Here is a 24,196-nt window from a genome sequence, read left to right as displayed (position 1 = left end):
AGAACATGATATACGCATATCATGTCTGCTCAGCTTCTTGGCGCCAAGCCCGCGCGCCCCGCGCCGGGGGTCAAACTTCATGATGAGGTCACCCTGCAACAGGGCCGCGTGCACGAAGCCTGCGGCCCCGCTCGGCGCAGTTTCGCCATGTGGCTGGCGGGGCAGACCCAAGGGCCGGTCTTGTGGATTTATCCCGCATGGGAGCTGGGCCAGCTGAACCCCCACGGAATGGTCGATTTTGCTGACCCCGGAAGGTTTCTCTTTGCGCGCCCCAAACGGGCCGAGGACCTGCTGTGGTGCATGGAAGAAGCCCTGCGCAGCCGAGCCGTTCCGCTGGTCATCAGCGATTTGCCTGGCGCGCCGGGCCTGACACCGGTGCGGCGACTGCATCTGGCAGCGGAACAGGGTGACATAGGGCAGCCCCCGCTGGGTCTGTTGCTGACCCCCGGCGACGGTGGTGCGCAGGGGGTCGAAACGCGTTGGCACATGGCCGCTACACATCGGGATGAGGCAAACCGCTGGACCCTGACCCGCCGCCGCGCCCGCGCCCTGCCCCCGGCGAGTTGGCAGGCCACTATGGCAGCCCCTCGCGCACAGATGCATCTGCAACCTGCGAGAAGTGGCGAAGACCGTTCACGGAAGATGTGATTGGCCGGGCAAAGGCCATCGCCCTAGCGTTTCCAACAAATAAGCGCGCTCATCGATTGTTGCCGGCGAACCACCCACGGCAATTGATTTGAGATCGGAGCGAATAAGACTGCAAGCTCGCGTGTTAACCAATCATTACGTCCTGCGTTCTAGCGTCAGGACAGCAGATATCAGCACAGCGGCGGATCTGACCACATCCGGCATGGGCAACACAGGCGAAAGGGATCGGCATGACCAGAATGACCAGACGCAGTTTCGTAGCTGGATTGGCACTATGGCCCAGCTTGGGAGCTGCACAATCCGTGATGATCCCCTATGCGCTTGCGCCAAAAGGCACATCGGTCGGGTTCACCTTTGATCTGTCCGGGGTGGCGCAATCGGGTACCATGCCGATCCAATCTGCCAACATTCAGCTGGATACAAAACGCCTGCAAAACAGCAAGGTCGACGTCATCCTAAACGTGGCGGCTGCACGAACGCGTTTGCCCTTTGCGCGCGGGCCCATGTTGGGCGAAAGCGTGCTGAATGCTGATGCGCATCCGACCATTCGCTTCACCTCGACCAAAATCCAGCTTGGCCCGGGTGGGCGCATCTCGGATGGGGCCTCGGTCAGAGGCGACCTGACCGTGCGCGGCATTACCCGGCCGGTGACCCTTGACGCGGCCCTCTATCGTGCGCCCGGCAGCGCGGCGGATGATCTTGATGCCCTGTCGATCCAGCTGACCGGTGCGCTGGACCGGCATGCATATGGGGCCTCTGGCTATCCCGATCTAGTCGATGACACAGTTGGTCTGAACATTCAGGCCCAGATCACACGACTGAACTAATCTGCGAATTCGCAAAAAACGACACCAAGGCGTCGATTAGGCGCGCGCAAAGCGCCTGAGACAGGTAGAGCGTGGTCTCATTATGCGCACGATCATTTCCTTTGCCGCCCTCTTCCTGTCCGTCATTCTGTTGCAACTGTCGACAGGCGGCGTTGGGCCACTGGATGCGATCTCGGGCATTACGCTGAACTTCACGACCGAACAGATCGGTCTGCTGGGTTCGGCGCATTTCATCGGCTTCTTTATCGGTTGCTGGTGGGCGCCACGCCTGATGGGCAGCGTTGGGCATTCACGCGCGTTTGCCGTGTGCACGGCCCTTGGCGCTATGGGTCTGATCGGGCATACCTTGACCGAAAACCCTTATGTCTGGGCCGCATTGCGAATAGCCTCGGGCACCTGCGTGGCAGGGTGCTATACAGTCATCGAAGCCTGGCTGAACGCCAAGGTCACGAACGAAACGCGCGGGCGGGCGATGGGAACCTATCGCATTGCGGATCTGGGGGCCTCGCTCAGCGCGCAGTTGATCATCGCGGTTTTGCCACCTGCATCTTATGTTTCGTATAACCTGCTGGCGATCCTGTGCTGTGCATCGCTGCTGCCGTTGACATTAACGCGGGCCAGCCAGCCTCAGACCCCCAGCGCCCCACGGCTGAGGCCCAAACTGGCCTGGGCCTGTTCACCGCTGGCCGTTGCTGGCGTGATCGTTTCGGCGCTGAGCTCTGCATCCTTCAGGATGGTCGGCCCGGTCTATGGTCAAGAGGTGGGTTTGAGCTTGGATCAGATCGCATTTTTCCTCGCCTCCTTCGTTTTGGGCGGTGCACTTGCCCAATATCCGCTTGGCTGGCTGGCCGACAAGTATGACCGGCGCTGGGTTTTGATCTGGCTTTCCGCTGCCGCGGTGCTCAGCTGCGGGGTCACAATGGCCGCCAGCGGGGCGGGAACACTGGGCGTGATGCTGGCGGCCGGGTTCTTTGGTCTGACCACCTTCCCTATTTTCTCGCTATCTTCCGCCCACGCCAATGATTTTGCCACCACCGAACAACGGGTCGAACTGTCTGCGGCCCTGATGTTCTGGTACGCGCTGGGCGCAATCGCCTCGCCCTATGTGTCTTCGACATTGATCGAACAATTCGGCCCAGGCGCCTTGTTCGCCTTTGTGGCCGTTGGGCATCTGGGGCTGATCGGCTTTGGTTTGGCCCGCATGCGGTCTCGCCCAACACCGGATGCGCGAACCAGCTACGTCTATGCCCCGCGCACCTCGTTCACAATCGGAGGTCTGCTAAAACGATCGCGTGAGGGTAAAGAATAAGCTCGATTGGCATCTCATCGGCCACCATTCAATCCGTCTCTCAGTCGAAATAGTAGCGTTTGCAGTTTTTGCAGTTCCGATTTGTCCAGCCCTGTTTGCTCAATCATGCAAGAGGTGATTTCTGGCGCTTTGTGCTTGAAAGCCAAACCCTGCTCGGTCAAGAAAACCTCTACCGCGCGTCCGTCAGTTTGACTGCGCGACCGGGTTACGTGGCCCAGGTTCTCCAGTCGCTTGACCAACGGTGTCAGCGTGCTGGTCTCCATCCCGAGTTGCTGGGCAAGCGTATTGATCTTTTGTCCATCATGCTCCCACAGCAAAGTTAGCGTGATGTATTGCGGATAGGTCAAACCCAACTTCTTAAGGTGTGGTGAGTAGGCACGGTTAATTGCGTGCGACGCGGTATAAACGCCAAAACAAAACAGATCATCCGCCTGCTTAGGGATATCAAAACTGTCCAATTCAAAGCCTCATTTATATCGCGCACGATATTATTCTTGACATAAACACTGGCTTCGTCAACTTTGCATTTTAGGTCGCGCACGATATAAATGGAGAGTGAAATGTCCTGGCTACCCAGTTTGAAAACTCAAACACCAGAAGAAGGTTATGAGCTTGCAGTGAAATTGTCCCGTATGGCAGTCAAACTGACGCAACCCGATGATGCAGCCCGCAACCGGATGCGCCTTGAATATGCAAATAACGCGGATAGTTTGATTGGTGTCTCTCACGTTGTGGCCATCAACTTTCAGACCGTCTCGCATGCAAACAATTTCTGGAAGTAACGCTCAGAAAAGAAAAATGGGCCGGGAAATCCCGGCCCATTTGGTTTATTGGTCGCTACGCGTTTCGTCTTCGACCAGATCGGCAGTGTCTGGCGATGTGATCGCTGGCTCCGGGGTCGCCTCAAGCGCACCGTTCACCACGCCACCAACACCGTTTTCCATAGACAGGCCCAGTTCTTCGCCCAGCTTCTTGAGCGCGGGCATCTGCACCGCCATACCCATGATCGAGTCAAGCGCCTGATTGACCACCGGCTTGTCGCTGTTGGCCGCCCCACCGGTCGCGCCCGCACCGATGCCACCGACCTGATGGATCTTGATCGAGTCGATCTTTTCCGCAGGCTTGACCATTTCCGAAATGATCGAGGGCATGGTTTCGATCCGTGCCATATCGACCTTCATGCGGATTTGTGCTGCGGACAGAGCGTTGTCGGCCTCAACAATCGCGCGCTTACCTTCCGCCTCGGCCAACATGTCGTTCTTCTTGGCCTCGGCGCGGATGTTCAGCGCGTCGGCTTCGGCCTGCGCCTCTTCGCGGCGGGCTTCGGCGCGGTCAGCGGCGGCCTCTTTCTCGGCCTGCGCAGACAGACGGATCGCTGTGGCCTGACGTTCAGCTTCACGCGTGGCTTCGATCAGAACAATCTGCTTCTGACGCTCGGCCTCGGCCACCTCGCGTGCGGTTGCAACAGCTTCCGTCGCCTTGGTCGCCTCGGCCCGGGCCAGGTCAGCAGACGCACGCGCGCGGCTTTCCTCTTCGGATTTCTGCGCGATGATGATCTGACGCTCCTGCTCAGCGACTTCGATCTCACGCTCTTTGGCAATCTCCGCATCGCGGATCTTGCGCTCGCGTTCGATCTCGGCCGAGCGGATGGCCTCTTCCCGCGCAATCCGCGCCCGTTCGGTTTCCCGCACCGAATCCTCGGTCCGCGCAGCAATCTCGGCCTCTTGCGCGACGCGCAGGGTTTCGACCTGCTGTGTCTGCTCGATCCGCGCCTGTTCTTCATCCTTTTCGATCAACAGCTTCTGACGCTGGGCTTCCATGGCCGCACGGCGCACTTCAACCTCGGCCTCAGCATCGATCTGAGCACGCTCCTTCTTCGAGGTTGCGATCACCTCCGCCAATTTGCGCATACCCACCGCGTTAAAGGCGTTGTTCTCGTCCAGCGCTTCAAACGGCGTCTGGTCCAAAGCGGTCAGCGAGACCGATTCCAGCGACAGACCGTTCTTCAATAGGTCCTCGGACACTGCGTTCTGCACCTCTTGTACAAAGTCGGCGCGATTTTCATGCAAACCGTCCATGGTCATTTGCGCCGCCACAGCGCGCAGACCGTCGATCAGCTTGCCTTCGATCATCTCACGCAGTTGTTCAACATCAAAAGTCCGGTCACCCAAGGTCTGCGCAGCGCGTGCGATCCCTTCTTCGGTGGCCATAACTGAGACGTAGAACTCCACACCCACATCAACCCGCATACGGTCTTTGGTTATCAAAGCAGCCTCACTGCTACGTTGCACTTCAAGGCGCAAGGTCTTCATGTTGACCGGGCTGACCTCGTGCAACAAGGGCACAATGATGACACCGCCATCCATAATGACCTTCTTGCCGCCTGCCCCGGTTTTGACCAGGCTGACTTCGCGGGTCGCGCGCTTATAAAGTCGGCCAAGCACAAGGCCGATGAACAGAACGACCGCCAAAATGGTCGCAACTGTGGTGATCAGGAAAGTAAGTTCCATGCAAAATCCTCCGATTTGGGGTTAAATTTTTGTCAGTTCGAAAGGCCGACCAGAACGAACCGGTCTTGCCGTCGGTCGCGCAGCACCAGCACTTCGGTGCCCTGTTCCAGCGTATCGCTGTCTTGCAACGGCTCGGCCCGCAGGTAATGCGCATTGCCAAAGCGATCCATGACCCTAACCTCGGCCGGGCGTCCGCGCGATGCGGTGCCTTGCGAGATGAAGCCACGACGACGGGCCAGCATCCGCTCGGACATCGCCTCGGTCTCGGTTTTGGGCAAAAGGCGCGCAAAGACGCCCCCAAATCCGCGTGCAAACCAAAGACCAAAGGCTCCAGCAGGTAGGGCAGCCACCCAGCCCGGCAGGTCAAAGCCCAACAGATCGCGCAGTGCTAGCTGCAGGCCCATGCCTGACAGGCCGAAACCGGCCAGCAGAACAACAAGCCAGATCATGACCGGTACCCTGCCGATACCCAGCCAGGCCAAAGGACCTGCTGAGGCGACCGTGGTCGCGTCAGGTTCGACATCCGCCAGCTCAAAATCGCCCAGATCCACATCCGCATCGATGTCGAGGTCAAAGCTTCCGACATCCAGATCCGGCCCGTCAGCCATATCCAAATCAAGATCGCTTTCGCCCGCCATAAGGCTAGCCCCCAGCAGCAAAGCGATCAGTTCTAGCGCCAGAAGGCCGAACAGCAATGCAAGCGCTAGGGTAAAGGGCGCAAAAGCACCCTCGAGCAAAAAGTCGAACATAAGGAAATAGCCCTCGTTATTGTATACTTTGGTATACATAAAAGATGGGAGTTCATTGTCGAAATTCAAGAGGTTGTGATTCAATATTACAACCTATGGGTAGTTTAGCGCACGACACTTCGGCAATCACTGACCTTTGGTCAACCTGGATTTTCCATATCGTGGCGCCGAAAATGTCATCCAGATGAAAGCCGGGGTTTTTCTAGCCGATCACATAAGGTAGACGGGCGCGCAGACAGATACGTGGAAACGCAAAATGGCCCGGATTCTTATTACCTCCGCGATCCCCTACATCAACGGGATCAAACACCTCGGCAACCTGATCGGCTCGCAATTGCCTGCCGATCTTTACGCACGTTACCAGCGTGGCCGGGGGAATGAGGTTATGTTCCTCTGCGCCACCGACGAGCACGGTACGCCTGCTGAGCTGGCTGCCGCCAAGGCGGGTAAGCCAGTGGCCGAATATTGCGCCGATATGTATGCGGTGCAGGCCGATATCGCCAAACGCTTTGGCCTGAGCTTTGATCACTTTGGTCGCTCCTCAAGTGAACAGAACCGCAAGCTGACCCAGCATTTCGCGGGCAAATTGGATGAGGCCGGTCTGATCCGTGAGGTTAGTGAAAAACAGATCTACTCGAACGCCGATGGTCGTTTTCTGCCGGACCGGTATATCGAGGGCACCTGCCCCAATTGTGGCTACGACCGCGCGCGTGGTGACCAGTGCGAGAATTGCACCAAGCAGTTGGACCCAACCGACCTGATCGAACCGCGCAGCGCCATCAGCGGCTCGACCGATCTGGAAGTGCGTGAAACCAAGCACCTCTATCTGCGCCAATCGGCGATGAAGGATCAGCTGGATGCCTGGATCGACAGCAAGGCCGATTGGCCGATCCTGACCACATCTATTGCCAAGAAGTGGCTGCATGACGGCGACGGCCTACAGGATCGCGGCATCACCCGCGATCTGGATTGGGGTGTTCCGGTCAAGAAAGGCGATCAGGACTGGCCCGGTATGGAGGGTAAGGTCTTCTATGTCTGGTTCGACGCACCCATCGAATACATCGCCTGCGCCAAGGAATGGGCTGATGCCAACGGCAAGACGGATGCGGATTGGGAACGCTGGTGGCGCACCGACAAAGGCGCAGAAGACGTGCGGTATGTCCAATTCATGGGCAAGGATAACGTGCCCTTCCACACGCTGTCCTTCCCGGCCACCATTCTAGGTTCGGGTGAGCCGTGGAAGCTGGTCGATCACCTGAAATCGTTCAACTATCTGAACTATGACGGTGGTCAATTCTCGACCTCACAGGGCCGTGGCGTCTTCATGGATCAGGCGCTGGAGATCCTGCCCGCCGACTACTGGCGCTGGTGGCTGCTGAGCCATGCGCCGGAAAGCAGCGACAGTGAGTTCACATGGGAGAACTTCCAGCAATCGGTTAACAAAGACCTTGCCGACGTGTTGGGCAATTTTGTTAGCCGGATCACCAAGTTCTGCCGCTCGAAATTCGGCGAAGTCGTACCTAAGGGCGGACGTTTTGGAGAGCGCGAGACTGCGCTGATCGAAGACCTAAGCAAACGCATTCGCACCTACGAAACCCATATGGAGTCGATGGAGGTCCGCAAATCTGCGCAGGAATTGCGCGCGATCTGGGTTGCGGGAAATGAATATCTGCAAGCCGCAGCCCCATGGTCGACCTTCAAGGAAGACCCGGAACAGGCCGCCGCGCAGGTGCGCCTGGGCCTGAACCTGATCCGTCTTTACGCCGTGCTCAGCGCGCCATTCATCCCCGACGCTTCAGCACGGATGCTGAGCGCCATGAACACGCTGGATACAGGCTGGCCGGACAGCGCCGAGACAGCGCTGAACGCCCTGCCCGCCGGACATGAGTTTACGGTTCCGGACGTTTTGTTCGCCAAGATCACGGATGAACAACGCGAAGATTGGCAAAGCCGTTTTGCCGGAACGCGCGACTGATAAGCTGGCTTTTTCGCTCGGCTCTATGACCTAAGGCGAAGGTTCCAACCTTTGCCTGATTTGTGTTGGGCATCCCGATTGTCCACGGGTTCAGCACCCAAATCTACATCTGGTGCACATCTAAGTTGGCCTGCAACCAGAACAATTTCCCGCCCACTCCAACTCACCGCGGTACTCAAGGCGCTTGAGATATGTCTCTAAACGAGCCATCCTGACCTAAACACCAATCGACTCGTCGTGGTCTCGCGCCACGACACACATTCCTATTGAACGAGGCGTCCGCCATGCCCCTTGAATTGAAGAACTCTATCCTCCGCTATCAGGGTCCGGCTTTGGCTATCGCCGCCCTGGCCAGTTTGGGCGTCAGCTATACTGCGCTGGCGCAAGATCAAAGCGAGGCGCCAGCCCCCAAAGTGTCAATCGCGGCGGCTTATACACAAGAGATCACAGATGAGGCGGCGTTCATCGGACGGGCCGAAGCGATCAACAAGGTCGATATCGTGGCGCGGGTGAACGGGTTTTTGGAAAGCCAGAATGTCGAAGACGGCGCACTCGTCACCAAGGATGAGCTACTGTTCACCATCGAACCGGACCTGTATCAGGCCACGCTTGAGGCCCGCAAAGCCGACCTGAACCGGGCCCAGGCCAATCTGGAACTGGCTAAGATTGACCTTGATCGTAAAGAAGAATTGTTCAAACGCGACGCCACGCCTGAATCCGAACGCGATACAGCCCGCGCCAACGAATTGGTTGCCGAGGCCGAGGTCAAAGCCGCAAATGCTGCAATTCAACAGGCTGAGTTGGACCTGAGCTATACTCAAATCCACGCCCCGTTTGACGGGCGGATCGGGCGCGTGACCACCAGCGTTGGTGATGTGGTTGGCCCCACGAACCCGGCATTGGTCAATCTGGTCAGCGAAGCCCCAATCTACGTGAATTTCTCTCTGAACGAAAAGCAGTTCACCTCGATCCTTGAGCAATTTAACGAAAACGCAGCCTCACTTGCGGAAAGTGACCAAAGCCCGAATGTCCATGTGACCTTGCCGAACGGCACGGAACTGGATGAGACAGGCGAGATCGTCTTTGTCGACAACCGCATCGACCCGCTGACGGGTGCGATTACAATGCGTGCCGAGTTCGACAATGCGAACCGTCTGATCCTTGACGGCGCATTCCTGACGGTTCGGATCGAGGCGTTGGAGCCTACGCTGCAGGTGCTGATCCCGCAGGCCGCCTTGCAACGCGACCAGCGCGGCGAATTTGTTCTTGTGGTGAACGACAAGCAAATGGTTGAACAGCGCTACATCACCACGGGCGATACAGTCGATACTGCGATTATCGTATTGGATGGGCTACGCGAAGGTGAAAGCGTGATCGTCGAAGGTTTACAAAGGGTACGCCCGGGCGTCGCGGTTGACGCGGTTGTGGCCTCAGAGCAGCCGGGAGAATAACACATGTTCTCGGCCCTCTTCATCAGCCGGCCCAAGCTGGCGCTTGTCATTTCGCTGGTCCTGACGATCATGGGCGGCATCGGCTATATGGTTCTGCCGGTCGCCCAGTTCCCGGACATCACGCCACCCGTTGTCAGTGTGACCACCACCTACACCGGCGCCAATGCCGAGACGGTGGAAAACACCGTCGCTGCTCCGATTGAGGCGCAGGTGAATGGCGTTGACGACATGATCTACATGACGTCAACGTCGTCCGATAACGGTTCGTATTCGCTGAATATTACCTTCGAGGTTGGCACCGACCCCGATATCGCTTCGGTCAATGTGCAGAACCGCGTGGCGCAGGCCATGTCTTCGCTTCCAACCGAGGTAACGTCCTCTGGCGTGGTTACGCAGAAAGCATCAACCAATATGCTGTTACTGGTGACATTGACCTCGCCAAACGAGACCTATGACAGCGTGTTCCTGTCGAACTACGCGTCGATCAACCTGAAAGACGCGCTGGCGCGGATTCAGGGTGTGGGCAAGGCGGATGTTCTGACCAATCTGGAATATGCCATGCGCATCTGGATGGACCCGGACAAGATGGCGGCCCTGTCGATCACACCCGGTGACGTGATCAACGCCATTCGGGAACAGAATATCGAGGTTTCGGCGGGTTCGATCGGTTCGCCACCCGTGCCCGAGGGGCAAACCTTTCAATACACGATCAAATCCAAGGGTCGCCTGACCTCTGCTGCCGAATTCGGGGATATCGTGATCCGCACCGGCGATGCCGGGTCGATCGTGCGTGTTCGTGACATTGCGCGGGTTGAGCTTGGGGCACAGTTCTATTCGGCCTCGGGCTATTTCCAGGCCGTTCCCGCCACCGTGATTGGCATTTATCAGGCCCCGGGCGCAAACGCGCTGGCTGTCTCCGAACGGGTTCAGGCCGAGTTGGAACGGCTGTCGCGTTCCTTCCCAACGGATGTAGAATATGATGTGCCCTTCAACACCACGGATTTTGTCGAGGCGTCTCTGAACGATGTGGTTTCGACCCTGATCCTGACATTCATCCTTGTGATTTCGGTGGTGTTTGTCTTCCTCGGCAGTTGGCGGGCTACAATCATTCCAGCCGTCGCCATTCCGGTGTCACTGATCGGCACCTTTGCCTTCCTTCTGGCTTTTGGCATGTCGCTGAACACGATCTCACTGTTCGCATTGGTGCTGGCCATCGGGATCGTGGTGGATGATGCCATCGTGGTCGTGGAAAACGTCGAACGGATCATCGCAGACGAAGGCCTGCCCCCGGCCGAAGCCACGCGCAAAGCCATGGGCCAAATCACAGGCCCCGTCATCGCAACCACGTTGGTTCTGCTGGCGGTGTTTGTGCCCGTGACCTTCATGCCCGGCATTTCAGGCCAGCTATATTCGCAATTTGCGGTGACCATTTCGACGGCTGTTGTGATCTCTTCCATCAACGCATTGACCTTATCGCCAGCGCTGTGCGGATTGGTTCTGCGGGCGCGTTCCGGCCCTCCAAAAGGTGTGCTGGCTCTGTTCGAAGGGTTTATCGGAACTGTGCGGAACGGCTATGTCTCGATCGTGCGTAAGTTGCTGATCTTGCCGGTTGTTGCCCTAGGCGTGATCGTAGCGCTTGCGATGGGAACGGGAACGATCATGTCCAACACTTCCAGTGGATTCATCCCGCTTGAGGATAACGGCTATCTGTTCGTCGATGTTCAACTGCCGGATGCGGCCACTTTGGAGCGGACCGAGACGGTGACCGCGCGTCTGGACGATCAGATACGCGAGATACCCGGTGTCGCAAGCACCGTTCTGGTGAACGGCTTTTCCATGCTGAATGGAACCACCACCAACGGCGCTGCGATTTTCGTCAACCTGGACAACTGGAATGACCGGCAAGAGGATGATCTGAGTGCTGATGCCATTCTCGCCAAGATACTGGCGATTGCGAACGGCGAATCCGCAGCCTCGGTCCTGGCATTCAATCCGCCCCCCATTCAGGGCCTCGGTATGTCCGCTGGGGTTGAGATGGAGGTGCAGCAAACCGGAGGTGGCACACCACAAGATCTGGCCTCGGCCGTGGGATCCTTTGTCTACGCGGCAAATCAACGGCCAGAAATCGGCCAAGCCTACACGACCTTTCGCGCCAACGTTCCGCAGTTGTTTGTCGATCTGGATCGGGAAAAGGCCAAGACCCTGCAGGTTTCAGTGGCTGAAATTTTCCAAACCATGCAGGCGCAACTGGGATCGTATTACGTGAACGACTTCAACCTGTTTGGTCGGGTCTATCGGGTGATGATCCAGGCAGATGGAACCTATCGGGACAATGTCGAGGATATCTCGAACCTCTATGTTCGCTCTCAACAAGGTGAAATGGTGCCACTCGGTACGTTGATCGATGTGGAAAACGTGCTGGGCCCGGTTCTGCTGAAACGGCACAACCTGTTCCGCTCGGCCACAGTCACGGCAGTGCCCGCACCAGGGCTATCTAGTGGCGACGCGATCAGTGTGATGACCGAGGAATCCGCCACCGCCCTGCCCCCCGGCTATGCCTTCGAATGGACGGGGACGGCGCAGCAGCAATTGGCCTCGGGCAGTCTGGTGATCATCATCCTTGGGCTGGCGATCCTGTTTGGCTACCTGTTCCTTGTCGGCCAGTATGAGAGTTGGTCGATGCCCGTGTCGATCCTACTATCGGTGGTCGTTGCCCTCTTCGGGGCGGTCGCCGCCGTGGCCATCGTGGGCAGTGATATCAACCTCTATACCCAGATCGGGATGATCATGTTGGTTGGTCTGGCCTCGAAGAACGGGATTTTGATCGTGGAATTCGCCATGGAGCAGCGCGCCAAAGGTCTGTCGATCAAGGATGCGGCAGCCGAGGCCGCCTATCAGCGTTTCCGCGCGGTGATGATGACGGCGCTTTCCTTCCTGCTTGGGGTTGTTCCGCTGTTGGCGGCCAACGGCGCTGGTGCCGCAAGCCAGAAGGCCATCGGTGTGGCCGTGTTTGGCGGCATGCTCGCAGCTACCCTGGTCGGCGTGATCCTTGTGCCGGTGCTGTATGCCCTGATGCAGAGCCTGCGCGAATGGTTAAAGGGCAGCAAACGTGATCCTGATCCGGCAACTGAGACCAGCTGAGATCACCTGCGATAAAACATGAAAAAGCCCCGTGCTGGCCACGGGGCTTTTTGCTGTTCAGCTATGCGGTGGTCAACTCTGCCCGGCTGCGTCGTCGCAAAGCAACCTCGCGGATTACGGCCTGCGCTTCTGGTGGTGGGGCCTGCTCAATCCGGCGATAGTCACTACCGTCGATTTGTCGCGTCAGCAGCCCACATGAGATCATAGTGCGCCGCAAGGTCGCCGGGTCATCGAACAGGTGCTCTTGCACAAGCCGTTCATTGACTTCGGCCTCTCGCAGGCTGATCCCCGCAGGAATGCTGGCCCACAGGGCCCACAGGGCAAGGGTCTGCACAGAGCGCCTGGACGGCCATCGTTTCAGGCGCCCTGCGGCGTCGAATTGAATGAACGCCCGCTCGACCCTCCGCATGTCCAGCGGCTCTGCATCGGGTCGCGTTTCGATACGCCGCTTGGCCGCGTTGGCGGCCCGCATATGCTGCAGGTTCTGAAACCCGGCCGCGCGGGCTAGCATGTTCATCAGGCTGAGATGAGGTGGGCTGGCCTCACCCAATTGGTGGTTCAAAGCGCGCGCAAACCCGGTCAGGTCATCCACGTGCAAAGGGATCGGAGTTTTGGTCATCATGCATCCATATCGGGCGTTTCATACGCTCGTCGGTCGCTGACTTAACGAAACAACGCCCCTAGGAATTGCGATGTCGTTTCAATCTGAATGGCAGGTTTAGCTCTCCCGCAGGAGCAGCGACGCCTCGGTGTCTGCCGACCGTGCCCAAGGGCTAACATGCTCTGCCCCGGCAGCCAAGCCTTCGATGACCTATGCCTGCAGGCGCTGCGCCATCCACTGATCGATCCGTTCGATCTGCTCAGGCTTCAGTCGCAAACCCAGCTTGTTGCGCCGCCAGACCACATCCTCGGCCCTGCGCGCGTATTCCTTGTCCATGAGCCAGGCAACCTCGCGCCCGGTGAGCGTTGCGCCGAAATCCTCGCCCAGATCGGCAGCCTTTGTTGCATCGCCCAGGATCTCTTGCGCCTCGGTCCCGTAGGCACGGATCAGGCGCGCTGCCCATGCGGTGTCGAGGAATGGATAGTCTGCAACCAGCTTGTCGCTTAGCGCCTGCACGCCATCAACAGGGAAATCCCCGCCAGGCAGAGCCACACCCGCCGTCCAGGGGCCTGGCAAATCCGGGAAATGCTCGCCCACCTTCTCTAGCGCGCTTTCAGCCAGACGGCGATAGGTGGTGATCTTGCCGCCGAACACGTTCAGCACCGGCGCGCCGCCGATTGCGTTCACCTTCAACGTATAATCCCGCGTCGCCGCCGTCGCGCTGCTGGCCCCGTCGTCATAGAGCGGGCGCACGCCGGAATAGGTCCATACGATATCGTCCTTGGTGACTGGTTGCGCGAAGTAGTTGGTTGCAAAGGCGCAGAGATAATCCTTCTCGGCCTCGGTACAAACCGGGTGTTCAGACGGATCCGCATGGTCCTGATCAGTTGTGCCGATCAGCGTAAAATCCTGCTCATACGGGATGGCAAAGATGATGCGCCCATCTTCACCCTGAAAGAAATAACACTTGTCATGATCGTACAGCTTGCGCGTCACGATATGGCTGCCGCGCACCAACCGCACACCTTCGCGCGAATTCACATGGATTTTGGACTGAATGATATCACCAACCCAGGGGCCACCGGCGTTGATCAGCATCTTGGCGCGGATGACCCGCGTTTCATCACTGTCGCGATCCCTGACCGTAACTTCCCACAGATCGTCAACCCTGTGGGCCGATGTCACCTCGGTCCGCACCATGATCTGCGCCCCGCGCGCCTCGGCATCGCGGGCGTTCAACACGACCAACCGCGCGTCCTCGATCCAGCAATCAGAATACTCGTAGGCGGTTTCGAACTTTTTCTGCAATGGCGCGCCTTCGGGTGCGCTGCTCAGGTTCAGAGAGCTGGTTCCCGGCAGGATCTTGCGCCCGCCGAGATTGTCATACAGAAACAACCCTAACCGGATCAGCCAGGCCGGACGCCGCCCGCGCATCCACGGCATGACCGTGCTAAGCAGTTTTGAGGTCGGCGTTTCGGAATCGAACCGCATATCCTTGTGGTAAGGCAGCACAAAGCGCATCGGCCAGCTGATATGCGGCATCGCGCGCAGCAGCGTCTCACGCTCGATCAGCGCTTCGCGTACCAGCCGGATTTCGAAGTACTCCAGATAGCGCAGACCCCCATGAAACAACTTGGTCGAGGCTGACGAGGTGGCTGAGGCCAGATCGTTCATCTCAGCCAAGGCCACCGACAACCCGCGCCCGGCAGCGTCGCGCGCGATACCGCAGCCGTTGATCCCGCCGCCGATGATGAACAGGTCAGTGATATTATCGTTTGTCGAAGTCATGGCCTATGATTCCCACTCAAATCCGGTTGCCTGCATTAATCAGAGCACCCTTCGCATGATCAAGCTTTATGTTCGTTTATTTTCGTTTTGCAACACAGCCATGAATTTCCCGCAGGGAAACTTGCCAAATCGAAGTGAAAGAACATAAACGAAGATGTCTGAACCACACGGAAACGCCGATGTCCCTGTCCTTTCGCCAAGCTGATATTCTTGAGATCGCCAGCACCGAAGGGCGCGTTACGGTCGATGGGTTGGCCGAACGGTTTGGGGTCACTGTCCAGACCATCCGACGTGACCTGTCCGAACTGGCAGAGGCCGGCAAGCTAGACCGAGTACACGGTGGCGCGGTTCTACGGTCGAGCCTGGCCAATATCGGATATGAGGATCGCCGCACCCTGAATGCCGACGCCAAGACCCTGATGGCGCAGGCCTGCGCCCAGGATATTCCCGATGGTGCATCGGTTTTTCTGAATATCGGCACCTCAACCGAAGCAGTTGCCCGCCAGTTGCTGAACCACAAGAACCTGATGGTGGTGACCAACAACATGAATGTCGCCAATATTCTGGTCGACAACCCGGATTGCGAAATCGTGGTGGCGGGTGGCATGCTGCGCCGCTCGGACGGGGGGCTGATCGGCAACCTGACCGTGTCGACAATACGCCAGTTCAAATTCGACTACGCGGTGATTGGATGTTCGGCGCTGGATGCAGATGGCGATCTGCTGGATTTTGACTTTCAGGAAGTCCATGTCAGCCAAACCATCATCGCACAGGCGCGGCGCAGCCTTCTGGTTGCAGATCATTCGAAATTCCATCGCTCTGCACCGGCTCGGATCACCTCAATGGCTGAGATGGATACGTTTTATACCGATCAGCTGCTGCCCGAGGATTTGGTGCAGAAATGTGTCGCCTGGGAAACCAAGGTTCGTATCTGCGACAGCTCGTAGACTGCCGCGTAAATCCACTACAAATAGATTGACGATCCCCTGCCTAAACCTGAGGATAGGGCCACCGTCCAGAAAAGGAGGCGCGAGCATGGGACTATTGGGGCAACCTCTGGGCTATTATGACTACCTGACCTTTGTTGCACTGATCCTGCTTCTGGCCGCAGTGATGGGCCTCTTTCTGTTCCTTATGGGGCTGCCCGGTCGGATTGCGATCAAACGCAACCATCCGCATGCCGAGGCAGTGAAGATCATGGGTTGGATGGGATTTCTGGCTGTTGTGCCTTGGGTCCATGCTTTTATGTGGGCATTCCATGACGGCATCACGGTCGATATGCGCCGTGGGCCGGATGAAGAAAAAGAAGCCATCCGCAAAGACATTGAACGTCTGGGAGGAACGGTGAAAGAAGAATATCAGGCCGCGTCCGACGAGACGCAGAAAAGCTAAGGCCAAAGGAAACACTCAGACATGTTCGTCGCCCTCGGCATTACGCTGTTTTACATCATTTTTGTCTGGTTCATCTTCTTCAAGATGGAGTGGCTCAAGTTCAACATCGCCTGGGGCATCGTCTCGTTTTGGGTGGGTGCGCACTTGCTGCTGATATTCCTTGTTGCGTTGCGGTTCTTTCAACCCTTCTCGGTCGATAGCCATGTGGTGCGATCCACCATTCAGATCGTCCCGAAGCTGACGCAGCCCACCATCCTGACCGAAGTTCTGGTTGAACCGAACACTCCTGTGACAAAGGGCGATCCGCTTTATCGCTTTGATGACACGGTGTTCTCGCTCGCGGTCGACAATGCACAAGCTCAATTGGTTGCAGCGCAGCAGAATGCAAAAATTCTGGAACAGGACGTGATTGCCAAGACCGAAGCGGTAGAGCGGGCAAATGCACAGCTGGACTATGCGCTGACCGAACAAGCCCGGTACGAAAACCTGGTTCCTGCCGGCGGCGCACGACAAGATGAGTTGGACCGCTGGAACGAACAGGTAGCCGAAGATACATCAGGTGTTAAACAGGCGACCGCGAACCTGCAAAAGGCGGTTCTGGCACAAGACTCCCAGATCGATGGGGTGAATACCGGCATTCTGCAAGCACAGGCGCAGCTGGCCGAGGCCGAATACTTCTTGAACAACACGACGATCTACGCCCCTGAAAACGGCATGATCGTCTCGCAACAGGCTCGCCCCGGTCTGGTCGTTGGCGATATCCGTCTGGGCGCGATTGCCAGCTTCGTGACCGAAGATAACCCCTATCTGCTGGCCACGTTCCGTCAGCAGAACCTGAAATTTGTCGAGGTTGGGCAAGAGGTTGAGGTCGCGCTGGACCTCTACCCCGGAGAGATCCTACCCGGCAAAGTCGAGGCGATCTGGTGGGCCACGCGCCAGGGACAGTATCTGCCGTCGGGCCGCCTGCCCGGCTTTGAACTGCCGAAACTGCCGGGTCGGATCGCGGTTCAGATCACGGTCGAGATGCCTGAAGAACATATCCTGCCAGCGGGCGGTCACGCTGCTGTTGCCATCTATACCGGTCAGGGAAAAAGTTTTGAGTTCTTGAGACGCATCAACATTCGCCTCTATTCCTTCGCCAACTTCATCCGACCGCTGGACATTTGAGGACGCAGACCATGAAACGGGCCACCTTTCGCAATTTGATAGGGACGGCCCTGTGCGCGGCAATGTTGGCCGCCTGCACGCCGTTGGGGCCCGATTTCGTGCGCCCGAACTCGCCGGTCGTGAAAGAATGGATCGAGGTCAACAGCCCAAGCGCAGGACAAAGCGGTCTGACCGCGCGCAGCGCGCCGGTTGTGAAGTGGTGGGAGACGTTCAATGACCCCACCCTGAACAAACTGGTGGCCGAAGCCTATGCCCAGAACCTGAGCTTGCAAGTTGCAGGGGCACGCGTATTGCAAGCGCGGGCGCAGCTGGGGATCGCCTTTGGTGAGCTTTATCCGCAATCGCAGGCGCTTGGCGGGTCCCTGCAAAGGCGCGAGATCAGTGACAATCTTGGTCCGATTGCAGATATCAATCGGATCATCCCGCTGGATACAGAGTTTTCGACCTCGCAAGTGGGCTTTGATGCCCAATGGGAGCTGGACGTCTGGGGCGCACAACGTCGCGGCGTGCAGGCGGCACGGTCGAACCTCGCCTTGCAGGTGGCGAACTATGATGACGCGTTGGTCACGCTGACCGGGGATGTCGCGGCGCTTTACGTCAATATCCGCGCGTTGCAGGAGTCGCTGGCCGTTGCCCGTGAAAACATCAAGCTGCAGCAAGACTCGGCGGATCTGACGCAATTGCGGTTCAACAACGGAGTCACCACCGAACTGGACGTTCAGGAATCAACCGCCCTGTTGAACAACACCAAAGCGCTGGTGCCCGAGCTAGAGAGCGATCTGCAGCAGACCAAGAATGCGTTGGCCGTATTGCTGGGCGCGACACCTTCGCGGATGACCAACCTTCTGGGCAATTCCGGTCGCATCCCTTCGGCGCGCTCCAGTGTCGCCGTGGGCGTTCCGGCCGAGTTGCTGCGCCGTCGCCCTGATGTCCGCGCTGCCGAACTGGCCGCGGCCACCCAATCGGCGCAGGTGGGTATCGCCATGGCGGACCTGTATCCACAGTTTGTCTTGTCTGGCTCAATCGGATTGCAAGCTTCGGGCGGGCGCGATCTGTTTAGCTCGAACAGCACGACGGGTCTGGCCAGCGCGGGTGCGGTTTGGAACGTACTGAACTACGGGCGCATCAAGAACAACGTGCGGGCGCAGGACGCGGCCTATCAGGCTTTGATCGCAAACTACCAGAACACCGTTCTAACGGCCTATTCCGAGGTGGAAAGCGCCATGGTCGCCTATGCACAGGCGCGCAAGCAGGTCGGGTTCTATCAGCAAAGCGTCGAGGCCTCACGCAAGGCTGCAGAGATCGCGATCAGCCAGTATCGTGATGGGATCGCCAGCTATTCTCGCATTCTGAACACCCAGACTGCGCTGCTGCGGTCTCAGGCCAATCTGATCGAGGCGCGGCAAGAGGTGTCCAGCAATCTGGTCGCTGTCTACAAGGGTCTGGGCGGCGGCTGGCAAATCCGCCAGAACCGGGAATTCCTGCCCGAAACGGTTTTGGCCGAAATGGCGTATCGCACAGATTGGGGTGATCTTTTGCAACAGGCCCCAACCGGTGCCAGCCTGAACTGACCTTTACTTTGTCAACCCGCGCAAACCGCCCGAGATCAGGATATTCACTTCATAGAGGATGCGCGGTGCAGCGAACCCACCGGGGCTGGCCAGATAGTTTGGGCTCCATTCCGGGTCAAATTTCTGCTTAAACGCCCGCAGCCCTTCGAAGTGATAAAACTGTTCCCCGTGTTCATACACAAACCCGCCAATCCGGTTCCAGATTGAAGCAAGTTGGCGGTTTTCAATGCCAGAAAACGGCGCCGCGCCGAGTGAAAACCAGTGAAAGCCCTGCTCGGATCCCCAGACCATCATCTCGGCAAACAGCGCATCCATGACAAAGCTGGGGCTGTCGGGCTCGTACCGCATTAGGTCTAGCGAGAGCTCGGATTTATTGCCACCCTGAAACAGATTGGCGAAGGCCTTGATCTGCCCGGTCTCACCGTTTCTCAGCACCGCATGATCGAAATAGGACAGATAAGCCTCATCAAAGCCGCCCAATGCAAACCCCTTTTCAGCCCCCGCCTTCTGCGCCAGCCAATCATCAGAGATCTTCTGCAATTCCGGCAGCACCGGCGCAAGTTCCTCTTTCGGGATGATCTCAAACACATAGCCTTCACGCTCGGCCCTGTTCTTGGCCTGCCGGAACCGTTTGCGGGATTTTCCGTCCAACGAGAAACCCTGAAGCGGAACGCGGGCGACCTCACCGATTTTCAGAATCGACAGGCCCAGATCAAGGAAGGTCGGCAGGTATTTGGTCGAAACGCTGTAGAACGCGCATAGCTTGCCCTCTCGATCCGCCATCTCGCGCAATTGCCAGATCAGTTGCTGCCCGGCCTTTTCATTCCCCACAGGTTCGCCCTTGGAAATGATCGCATTTCCAGTGTCCGCGTAGGCAATAAAGGCCGTGTCATCCGGTGCAATCAGGAACTGTTTGTCTCCCGTCAATGAAATCTGGGACTCCGTGTCTTCGCTCTGCATCACCAGCCGTTCCACGACCTCGGGGATATCAACGCGCTCGGGCACCGGAATCTCGCGCCCGAACAACGAGGTGACCGCGACGATGCCGACAATCACGGCCACAACAAGGCTCGAGCGCAAGAAGCGTGAGGCATCGCCGTTCCAAGCAAATTCCCACCACAGCGCATTTTGATATTCGACATGGGAATAGGCAAAAAGGCCGATCCAGAAAATCACCGCCAGCAACACGACTACGCTGATCAGCCACGGAATGTTCAGCCGGAAGATCGACGCCCCGCTGACCCGGTAAAACGCCCCTCGGAACAGCGCAAGAACAGCGATTGTGCCCAGCATGCTGATGGCTTCGTGAGTATCCAATCCCTTGGCAAGCGATGCGGCAAATCCCGCCGCCATCAGCAACATGGCGACGACCCAGGCGCGGTAGAGTTTGCGGAACAGACCCCTGGAGACCAATAACAGCAATACGCCGACTGCACTGCCCGCCAGATGCGAGGCCTCGACGAACGACAAGGGCAACACATCGCGTAAGACGCTGAGGTTTTGCGAATTCGATGGTAAAGCACCTGAAACCAGCAAAACAACACCGGCAATCGCTGCTACACCCGCCGCCACCATCGGAACAATCGGGCGGATCGCTCGATAGACCCAGGTAGCCGCTCCGCCGATCAGGTGGCGTTGCGTCAGGGCCGAGGCGACGGCAATCGACAAGCTTGCGATAGCGAAAGGCAAAAAGGTATAGACAACGCGATACAACAGCAGCGCCGCGATCACATCCGACCGGCCCGATGCGCCCAGCCCTGCGATGATAGTAGCCTCGAACACGCCGATCCCGCCGGGGGCATGGCTTAGGATACCCACCGCTATGGCCCCGACATAAATCGCGAAGAAATACGGGAAACCAACACCCAGATCATCGGGCATCAGAACGTAGAGCACCATGGATGCGCCAAACAGGTCGCCCAAGGCTGCAAGTGTCAACAGGCTGGCCAGCTTCCCGCCGGGCAGATCGAATTCGAACCCTGCAAATGAAAACCGGCGCCCACCGCTGGACAACCAGACAAAAACCGCCACTAATCCGGCCAGCAAAAACAGGCCAATAGCCGTCTCAACCGTTTCACTGATGGGCAGAACTTTGGATATCCCATCCGGGTGCAACGTCAAAAGCACCCCCAGGATCAAAGTCAGCCCCATCCAGAACGCCACCCAGGACGTGGCGATCACCCCTGCGACCCGCGCCAGATCCAACCCCAGCGAAGCGTAAATACGATACCGGATCGCGGTACCTGTGATGTATGAAAATCCCAGACAGTTCGAAACCGCATAGCCACTGGCCCCGGCCATGCCCGCAACCGGTAATGGTACCTCGCCGTCTGCAACACTTTGGACAGCAAAAACATCGTAGAAGGACAGCGACAAAAAGCTGACAGCGGTCCAGCACAGTGCGATGAAAAACACGGTCCACGGGGTTGCCGCGACATCAGATTGCACATCCGACCACTTCACATGCGCTGACAGGTCATGCAGTATCGTCAAAGCGACCAGCGTGATCACAACAGGAATGGCAATCCGCACCCATGGCTTTTCCAGAAGGCCTGTGAGCTTTTCAGCCCATTGCAGGGCTTTGGGCTCAACGCCTTGGTCTTGTGCGGTCATGGCTCTGGCCCCTGCCTGTGGATCACCCTTGACGGGACTGTGTCACAATTTCCTTCCGGTTCAAAGCGCTAGGGCAACTAAGATGAGGCGTCACAACCGCCCCTTCCGCGTTGACAGCAGCAGGTTGGTTTCGGATCGGGTGATCCCTTCCATCCGTCTGATCTGAAACAAAACTTCATCCAGCTCTACCAGCGTTTCGGTGCCAATCTCAGCAATCAGATCCCAACCGCCATTGGTCGAATGTACGGCACGCACCTGACGCATGGCGCCGATCCGCGCCATGGTTCGTTCGGTGCCACGCCCTTCGATTTCCAGCATCATCAGGCCACGTACTGGGCTTTGAGCCTCATCCCGCCGGGTCAGCACAGTGAAACCGACGATCTCGCCGGACTGTTTGAGCCGCTGCATCCGACTGCGCACGGTCGTGCGGGTCACGCCCAATGTTTCCGCAAGTTCCGACAGGGATGCGCGCGCATCCCGATGCAAAGCGCTGATCAGGCGCGTATCCAGTTCGTCCATTAGATCTTTCCATTTCGGATTTTCAAAGCCCATTTTGAACAATTTGCGGGCTTCCAGCAAGATATATTGAGCGGCTAAATGAGCCTATGGACAACAAGCAGATTATTTTGGTCGGGGCCCCGATGGATTCGGGAAAACGGCGTCAGGGATGCCGGATGGGCCCCGATGCCCTTCGCGTAGCAGGGCTGGAACAGGCAATTGCCAATCTGGGACATAAGGTTGCGGACTGGGGCAATGTCGAACCCGATCAGGTTGATCTACCTCAGGATTCGCATCTGTTCTCACTACCCGAATGCGTCGGCTGGACCCGCGCCTTGAGCCGAACAGCTGAAAAGGCGGCCTCCGATGGCACGCCAATCTTTATGGGTGGCGATCATGCGCTGTCGATGGGCACGGTTGCGGGTATCGCCGCGCATGCACAGCAGTTGAGCCGCCCCCTCTTTGTGCTCTGGCTCGATGCGCACAGCGATTTTCATACGCCGAAAAGCACAGACAGCGGCAATCTGCATGGCACGCCAGTGGCCTATTTCACCGGGCAATCGGGGTTCGAGGCCTTCCCCGCGCTTCCAGCAACCATCCCCACAGATTGCGTCGGGATGATTGGGCTGCGCTCGGTCGACCCTGCGGAACGTACCGTTTTGGAGCAAAAAAGCGCCATGCTGGCAGATATGCGCAGCATAGACGAACATGGGATCAAAGCCCCTTTGATGGCCTTTCTGGACCGTGTCCGCGCCGAAAACGGCCTGCTGCATGTTTCGCTGGACGTAGACTTCCTTGACCCTTCCATCGCTCCGGCTGTTGGCACCACTGTTCCTGGCGGTGCGACCGAGCGCGAGGCCCATCTGGCCATGGAGCTGTTGCATGAAAGCGGGCTGGTTTGTTCGCTTGACCTGGTCGAGCTGAACCCGTTCCTTGATGAACGCGGGCGCACCGCAAAGCTGGTAGTCGATCTGGCTGCATCCCTGTTGGGGCGCCGGATCTTTGACCGCCCCACCCGGAGCTTCTGATGCTGTCTCTTCAAGCGCCTTCCGCAGTCGTCATGATCCGCCCGCACGCTTTTACATCCAATCCGGAAACGCGCGACGACAATGCGTTTCAAACACTGGCCAACCGATCGACCAAAGCCACATCCGCCACGGCACGCGACGAGCATGACAAAGCCGTTGAACAGCTGCGCGCTGCGGGCGTTACCGTGCATGTCTTTGACGACCACGGAGACTTGAATACGCCAGACAGTGTTTTCCCCAACAATTGGTTTTCCACCCATCCCGGAGGCCACGTGGCAATCTACCCGATGTTCGTTCCGTCCCGCAGACGTGAACGGCGCTCGGATGTCATCGAGTTGCTGAAATGCGAATACCGGGTGCAGGATGTCATCGACTATTCGGGGCTTGAACAGGATGATCTCGCCCTGGAAGGGACCGGGGCGATGGTGCTCGATCACGTTGGCCGCATTGCATACACCGTGAAATCAAACCGCGCCGACCCGGTTTTACTGGAAAGGTTTTGCACGCATTTCAACTATGAACCCATCGCTTTCGAAGCTCGTGACGCGGCAAATCGCGACGTGTATCATACCAATGTTCTCATGGCGATTGGCACGCAATATGCACTGATTTGTCTAGACATGATCCCTGATGCCGAGCGGCGGGAAACCGTCAAGTTCCGGCTTGAGGAATCCGGACGAACGGTCATTGATCTGTCTCATCAACAAATCGCTGAGTTCGCCGGAAACGCGATTGAGCTAACCGGTAGTAACGGGTTGGTGCTGGCTCTTTCCAGCCGAGCGTTGGCGGCACTGACGCCTGACCAGATTGCCACGATTGAGGAAAGCGCAACGCTATTGCCTCTTTCGGTTCCAACAATAGAAACTGCCGGTGGATCGGTACGCTGCATGATCGCGGGCATCCACCTGTCCCGCCGATAGGAGCAAGA

At 57.8% G+C, this 24,196-nt stretch carries 20 protein-coding genes; 13 read left to right on the top strand and 7 right to left on the bottom strand.

The window, feature by feature from the left end:
- The first annotated feature begins 21 nt into the window (after nt 1–21).
- The 3 genes from ACR0DH_RS03420 (at nt 22) to ACR0DH_RS03410 (ending at nt 2,784) form a co-directional block, all read left to right on the top strand.
- Nucleotides 22–648, top strand: a complete 627-nt coding sequence (locus ACR0DH_RS03420) for an ImuA family protein (RefSeq protein ID WP_480547180.1) — start codon at nt 22–24, stop codon at nt 646–648.
- A gap of 230 nt (nt 649–878) precedes the next feature.
- The gene (locus tag ACR0DH_RS03415) at nt 879–1,475 is read left to right on the top strand and encodes a YceI family protein (protein WP_480547178.1); all 597 of its coding nucleotides are present in this window, start codon (nt 879–881) and stop codon (nt 1,473–1,475) included.
- Nucleotides 1,476–1,557: 82 nt separating this feature from the next.
- On the top strand, nt 1,558–2,784 hold the full coding sequence (locus ACR0DH_RS03410) for an MFS transporter (protein WP_480547176.1): 1,227 nt from the start codon (nt 1,558–1,560) through the stop codon (nt 2,782–2,784).
- A 14-nt stretch (nt 2,785–2,798) separates the two neighbouring features.
- Here ACR0DH_RS03410 and ACR0DH_RS03405 read toward each other — a convergent pair whose 3' ends face one another.
- Nucleotides 2,799–3,242, bottom strand: coding sequence for a MarR family winged helix-turn-helix transcriptional regulator (locus ACR0DH_RS03405; RefSeq protein WP_480547174.1), 444 nt, complete (start codon nt 3,240–3,242; stop codon nt 2,799–2,801).
- 102 nt (nt 3,243–3,344) lie between these two features.
- Between ACR0DH_RS03405 and ACR0DH_RS03400 the strand changes: the two genes are divergently transcribed.
- The gene (locus tag ACR0DH_RS03400; RefSeq protein WP_480547172.1) at nt 3,345–3,566 is read left to right on the top strand and encodes a hexameric tyrosine-coordinated heme protein; all 222 of its coding nucleotides are present in this window, start codon (nt 3,345–3,347) and stop codon (nt 3,564–3,566) included.
- Between the two features lie 45 nt (nt 3,567–3,611).
- On the opposite strand, the gene ACR0DH_RS03395 is transcribed toward ACR0DH_RS03400, so the two are convergent.
- Both ACR0DH_RS03395 and ACR0DH_RS03390 read right to left on the bottom strand, forming a co-directional pair.
- Nucleotides 3,612–5,294, bottom strand: a complete 1,683-nt coding sequence (locus tag ACR0DH_RS03395; protein WP_480547170.1) for a flotillin family protein — start codon at nt 5,292–5,294, stop codon at nt 3,612–3,614.
- A gap of 32 nt (nt 5,295–5,326) precedes the next feature.
- A complete protein-coding gene (locus ACR0DH_RS03390) occupies nt 5,327–6,082 on the bottom strand; it encodes an OB-fold-containig protein (protein WP_480547168.1) in 756 nt (251 codons plus the stop codon).
- Nucleotides 6,083–6,299: 217 nt separating this feature from the next.
- Between ACR0DH_RS03390 and metG the strand changes: the two genes are divergently transcribed.
- From metG to ACR0DH_RS03375, 3 genes are all read left to right on the top strand, one after another.
- Nucleotides 6,300–8,018, top strand: coding sequence for a methionine--tRNA ligase (metG, locus tag ACR0DH_RS03385; RefSeq protein WP_480547166.1), 1,719 nt, complete (start codon nt 6,300–6,302; stop codon nt 8,016–8,018).
- A gap of 284 nt (nt 8,019–8,302) precedes the next feature.
- The gene (locus ACR0DH_RS03380) at nt 8,303–9,469 is read left to right on the top strand and encodes an efflux RND transporter periplasmic adaptor subunit (protein ID WP_170530208.1); all 1,167 of its coding nucleotides are present in this window, start codon (nt 8,303–8,305) and stop codon (nt 9,467–9,469) included.
- 3 nt (nt 9,470–9,472) lie between these two features.
- Nucleotides 9,473–12,610 carry an efflux RND transporter permease subunit gene (locus ACR0DH_RS03375; RefSeq protein ID WP_480547164.1) on the top strand — a complete coding sequence of 1,046 codons (3,138 nt, stop codon included), beginning with the start codon at nt 9,473–9,475 and terminating at the stop codon, nt 12,608–12,610.
- 61 nt (nt 12,611–12,671) lie between these two features.
- Here the strand turns inward: ACR0DH_RS03375 and ACR0DH_RS03370 are convergent, their stop codons facing one another.
- Together ACR0DH_RS03370 and glpD are read right to left on the bottom strand one after the other, a co-directional pair.
- Nucleotides 12,672–13,232, bottom strand: a complete 561-nt coding sequence (locus ACR0DH_RS03370; RefSeq protein WP_480883920.1) for a DUF2087 domain-containing protein — start codon at nt 13,230–13,232, stop codon at nt 12,672–12,674.
- 189 nt (nt 13,233–13,421) lie between these two features.
- On the bottom strand, nt 13,422–14,999 hold the full coding sequence (glpD, locus tag ACR0DH_RS03365; RefSeq protein WP_480547160.1) for a glycerol-3-phosphate dehydrogenase: 1,578 nt from the start codon (nt 14,997–14,999) through the stop codon (nt 13,422–13,424).
- Between the two features lie 179 nt (nt 15,000–15,178).
- On the opposite strand from glpD, the gene ACR0DH_RS03360 reads away from it, so the two are divergent.
- The 4 genes from ACR0DH_RS03360 to ACR0DH_RS03345 all read left to right on the top strand — a co-directional run bounded on the left by ACR0DH_RS03360 (nt 15,179) and on the right by ACR0DH_RS03345 (nt 19,129).
- The gene (locus ACR0DH_RS03360; protein ID WP_480547158.1) at nt 15,179–15,946 is read left to right on the top strand and encodes a DeoR/GlpR family DNA-binding transcription regulator; all 768 of its coding nucleotides are present in this window, start codon (nt 15,179–15,181) and stop codon (nt 15,944–15,946) included.
- Nucleotides 15,947–16,034: 88 nt separating this feature from the next.
- Nucleotides 16,035–16,391 (top strand): DUF3302 domain-containing protein, encoded by a 357-nt coding sequence (locus ACR0DH_RS03355; protein WP_170530218.1) that lies wholly within the window; start codon nt 16,035–16,037, stop codon nt 16,389–16,391.
- A gap of 21 nt (nt 16,392–16,412) precedes the next feature.
- Entirely contained in the window at nt 16,413–17,558 is a 1,146-nt protein-coding gene (locus ACR0DH_RS03350; RefSeq protein WP_480547156.1) for an HlyD family secretion protein, read from the top strand.
- 11 nt (nt 17,559–17,569) lie between these two features.
- On the top strand, nt 17,570–19,129 hold the full coding sequence (locus ACR0DH_RS03345) for an efflux transporter outer membrane subunit (RefSeq protein WP_480547154.1): 1,560 nt from the start codon (nt 17,570–17,572) through the stop codon (nt 19,127–19,129).
- 3 nt (nt 19,130–19,132) lie between these two features.
- Here ACR0DH_RS03345 and mprF read toward each other — a convergent pair whose 3' ends face one another.
- The gene (gene mprF / locus ACR0DH_RS03340; protein WP_480547152.1) at nt 19,133–21,742 is read right to left on the bottom strand and encodes a bifunctional lysylphosphatidylglycerol flippase/synthetase MprF; all 2,610 of its coding nucleotides are present in this window, start codon (nt 21,740–21,742) and stop codon (nt 19,133–19,135) included.
- A 90-nt stretch (nt 21,743–21,832) separates the two neighbouring features.
- The gene (locus ACR0DH_RS03335; protein ID WP_480547150.1) at nt 21,833–22,261 is read right to left on the bottom strand and encodes an Lrp/AsnC family transcriptional regulator; all 429 of its coding nucleotides are present in this window, start codon (nt 22,259–22,261) and stop codon (nt 21,833–21,835) included.
- Between the two features lie 86 nt (nt 22,262–22,347).
- On the opposite strand from ACR0DH_RS03335, the gene rocF reads away from it, so the two are divergent.
- Nucleotides 22,348–23,268, top strand: coding sequence for an arginase (rocF, locus tag ACR0DH_RS03330; protein WP_480547148.1), 921 nt, complete (start codon nt 22,348–22,350; stop codon nt 23,266–23,268).
- Nucleotides 23,268–24,188, top strand: a complete 921-nt coding sequence (gene ctlX, locus ACR0DH_RS03325; protein WP_480547146.1) for a citrulline utilization hydrolase CtlX — start codon at nt 23,268–23,270, stop codon at nt 24,186–24,188. Before rocF ends, ctlX begins: the two co-directional genes overlap by 1 nt.
- The last annotated feature ends 8 nt before the right edge of the window (nt 24,189–24,196 follow it).

Source organism: Ruegeria sp. I1 (assembly GCF_056532675.1).
The sequence above is the reverse complement of the archived record's forward strand: the minus strand, read 5'-3'. Positions and strand labels throughout refer to the sequence as shown.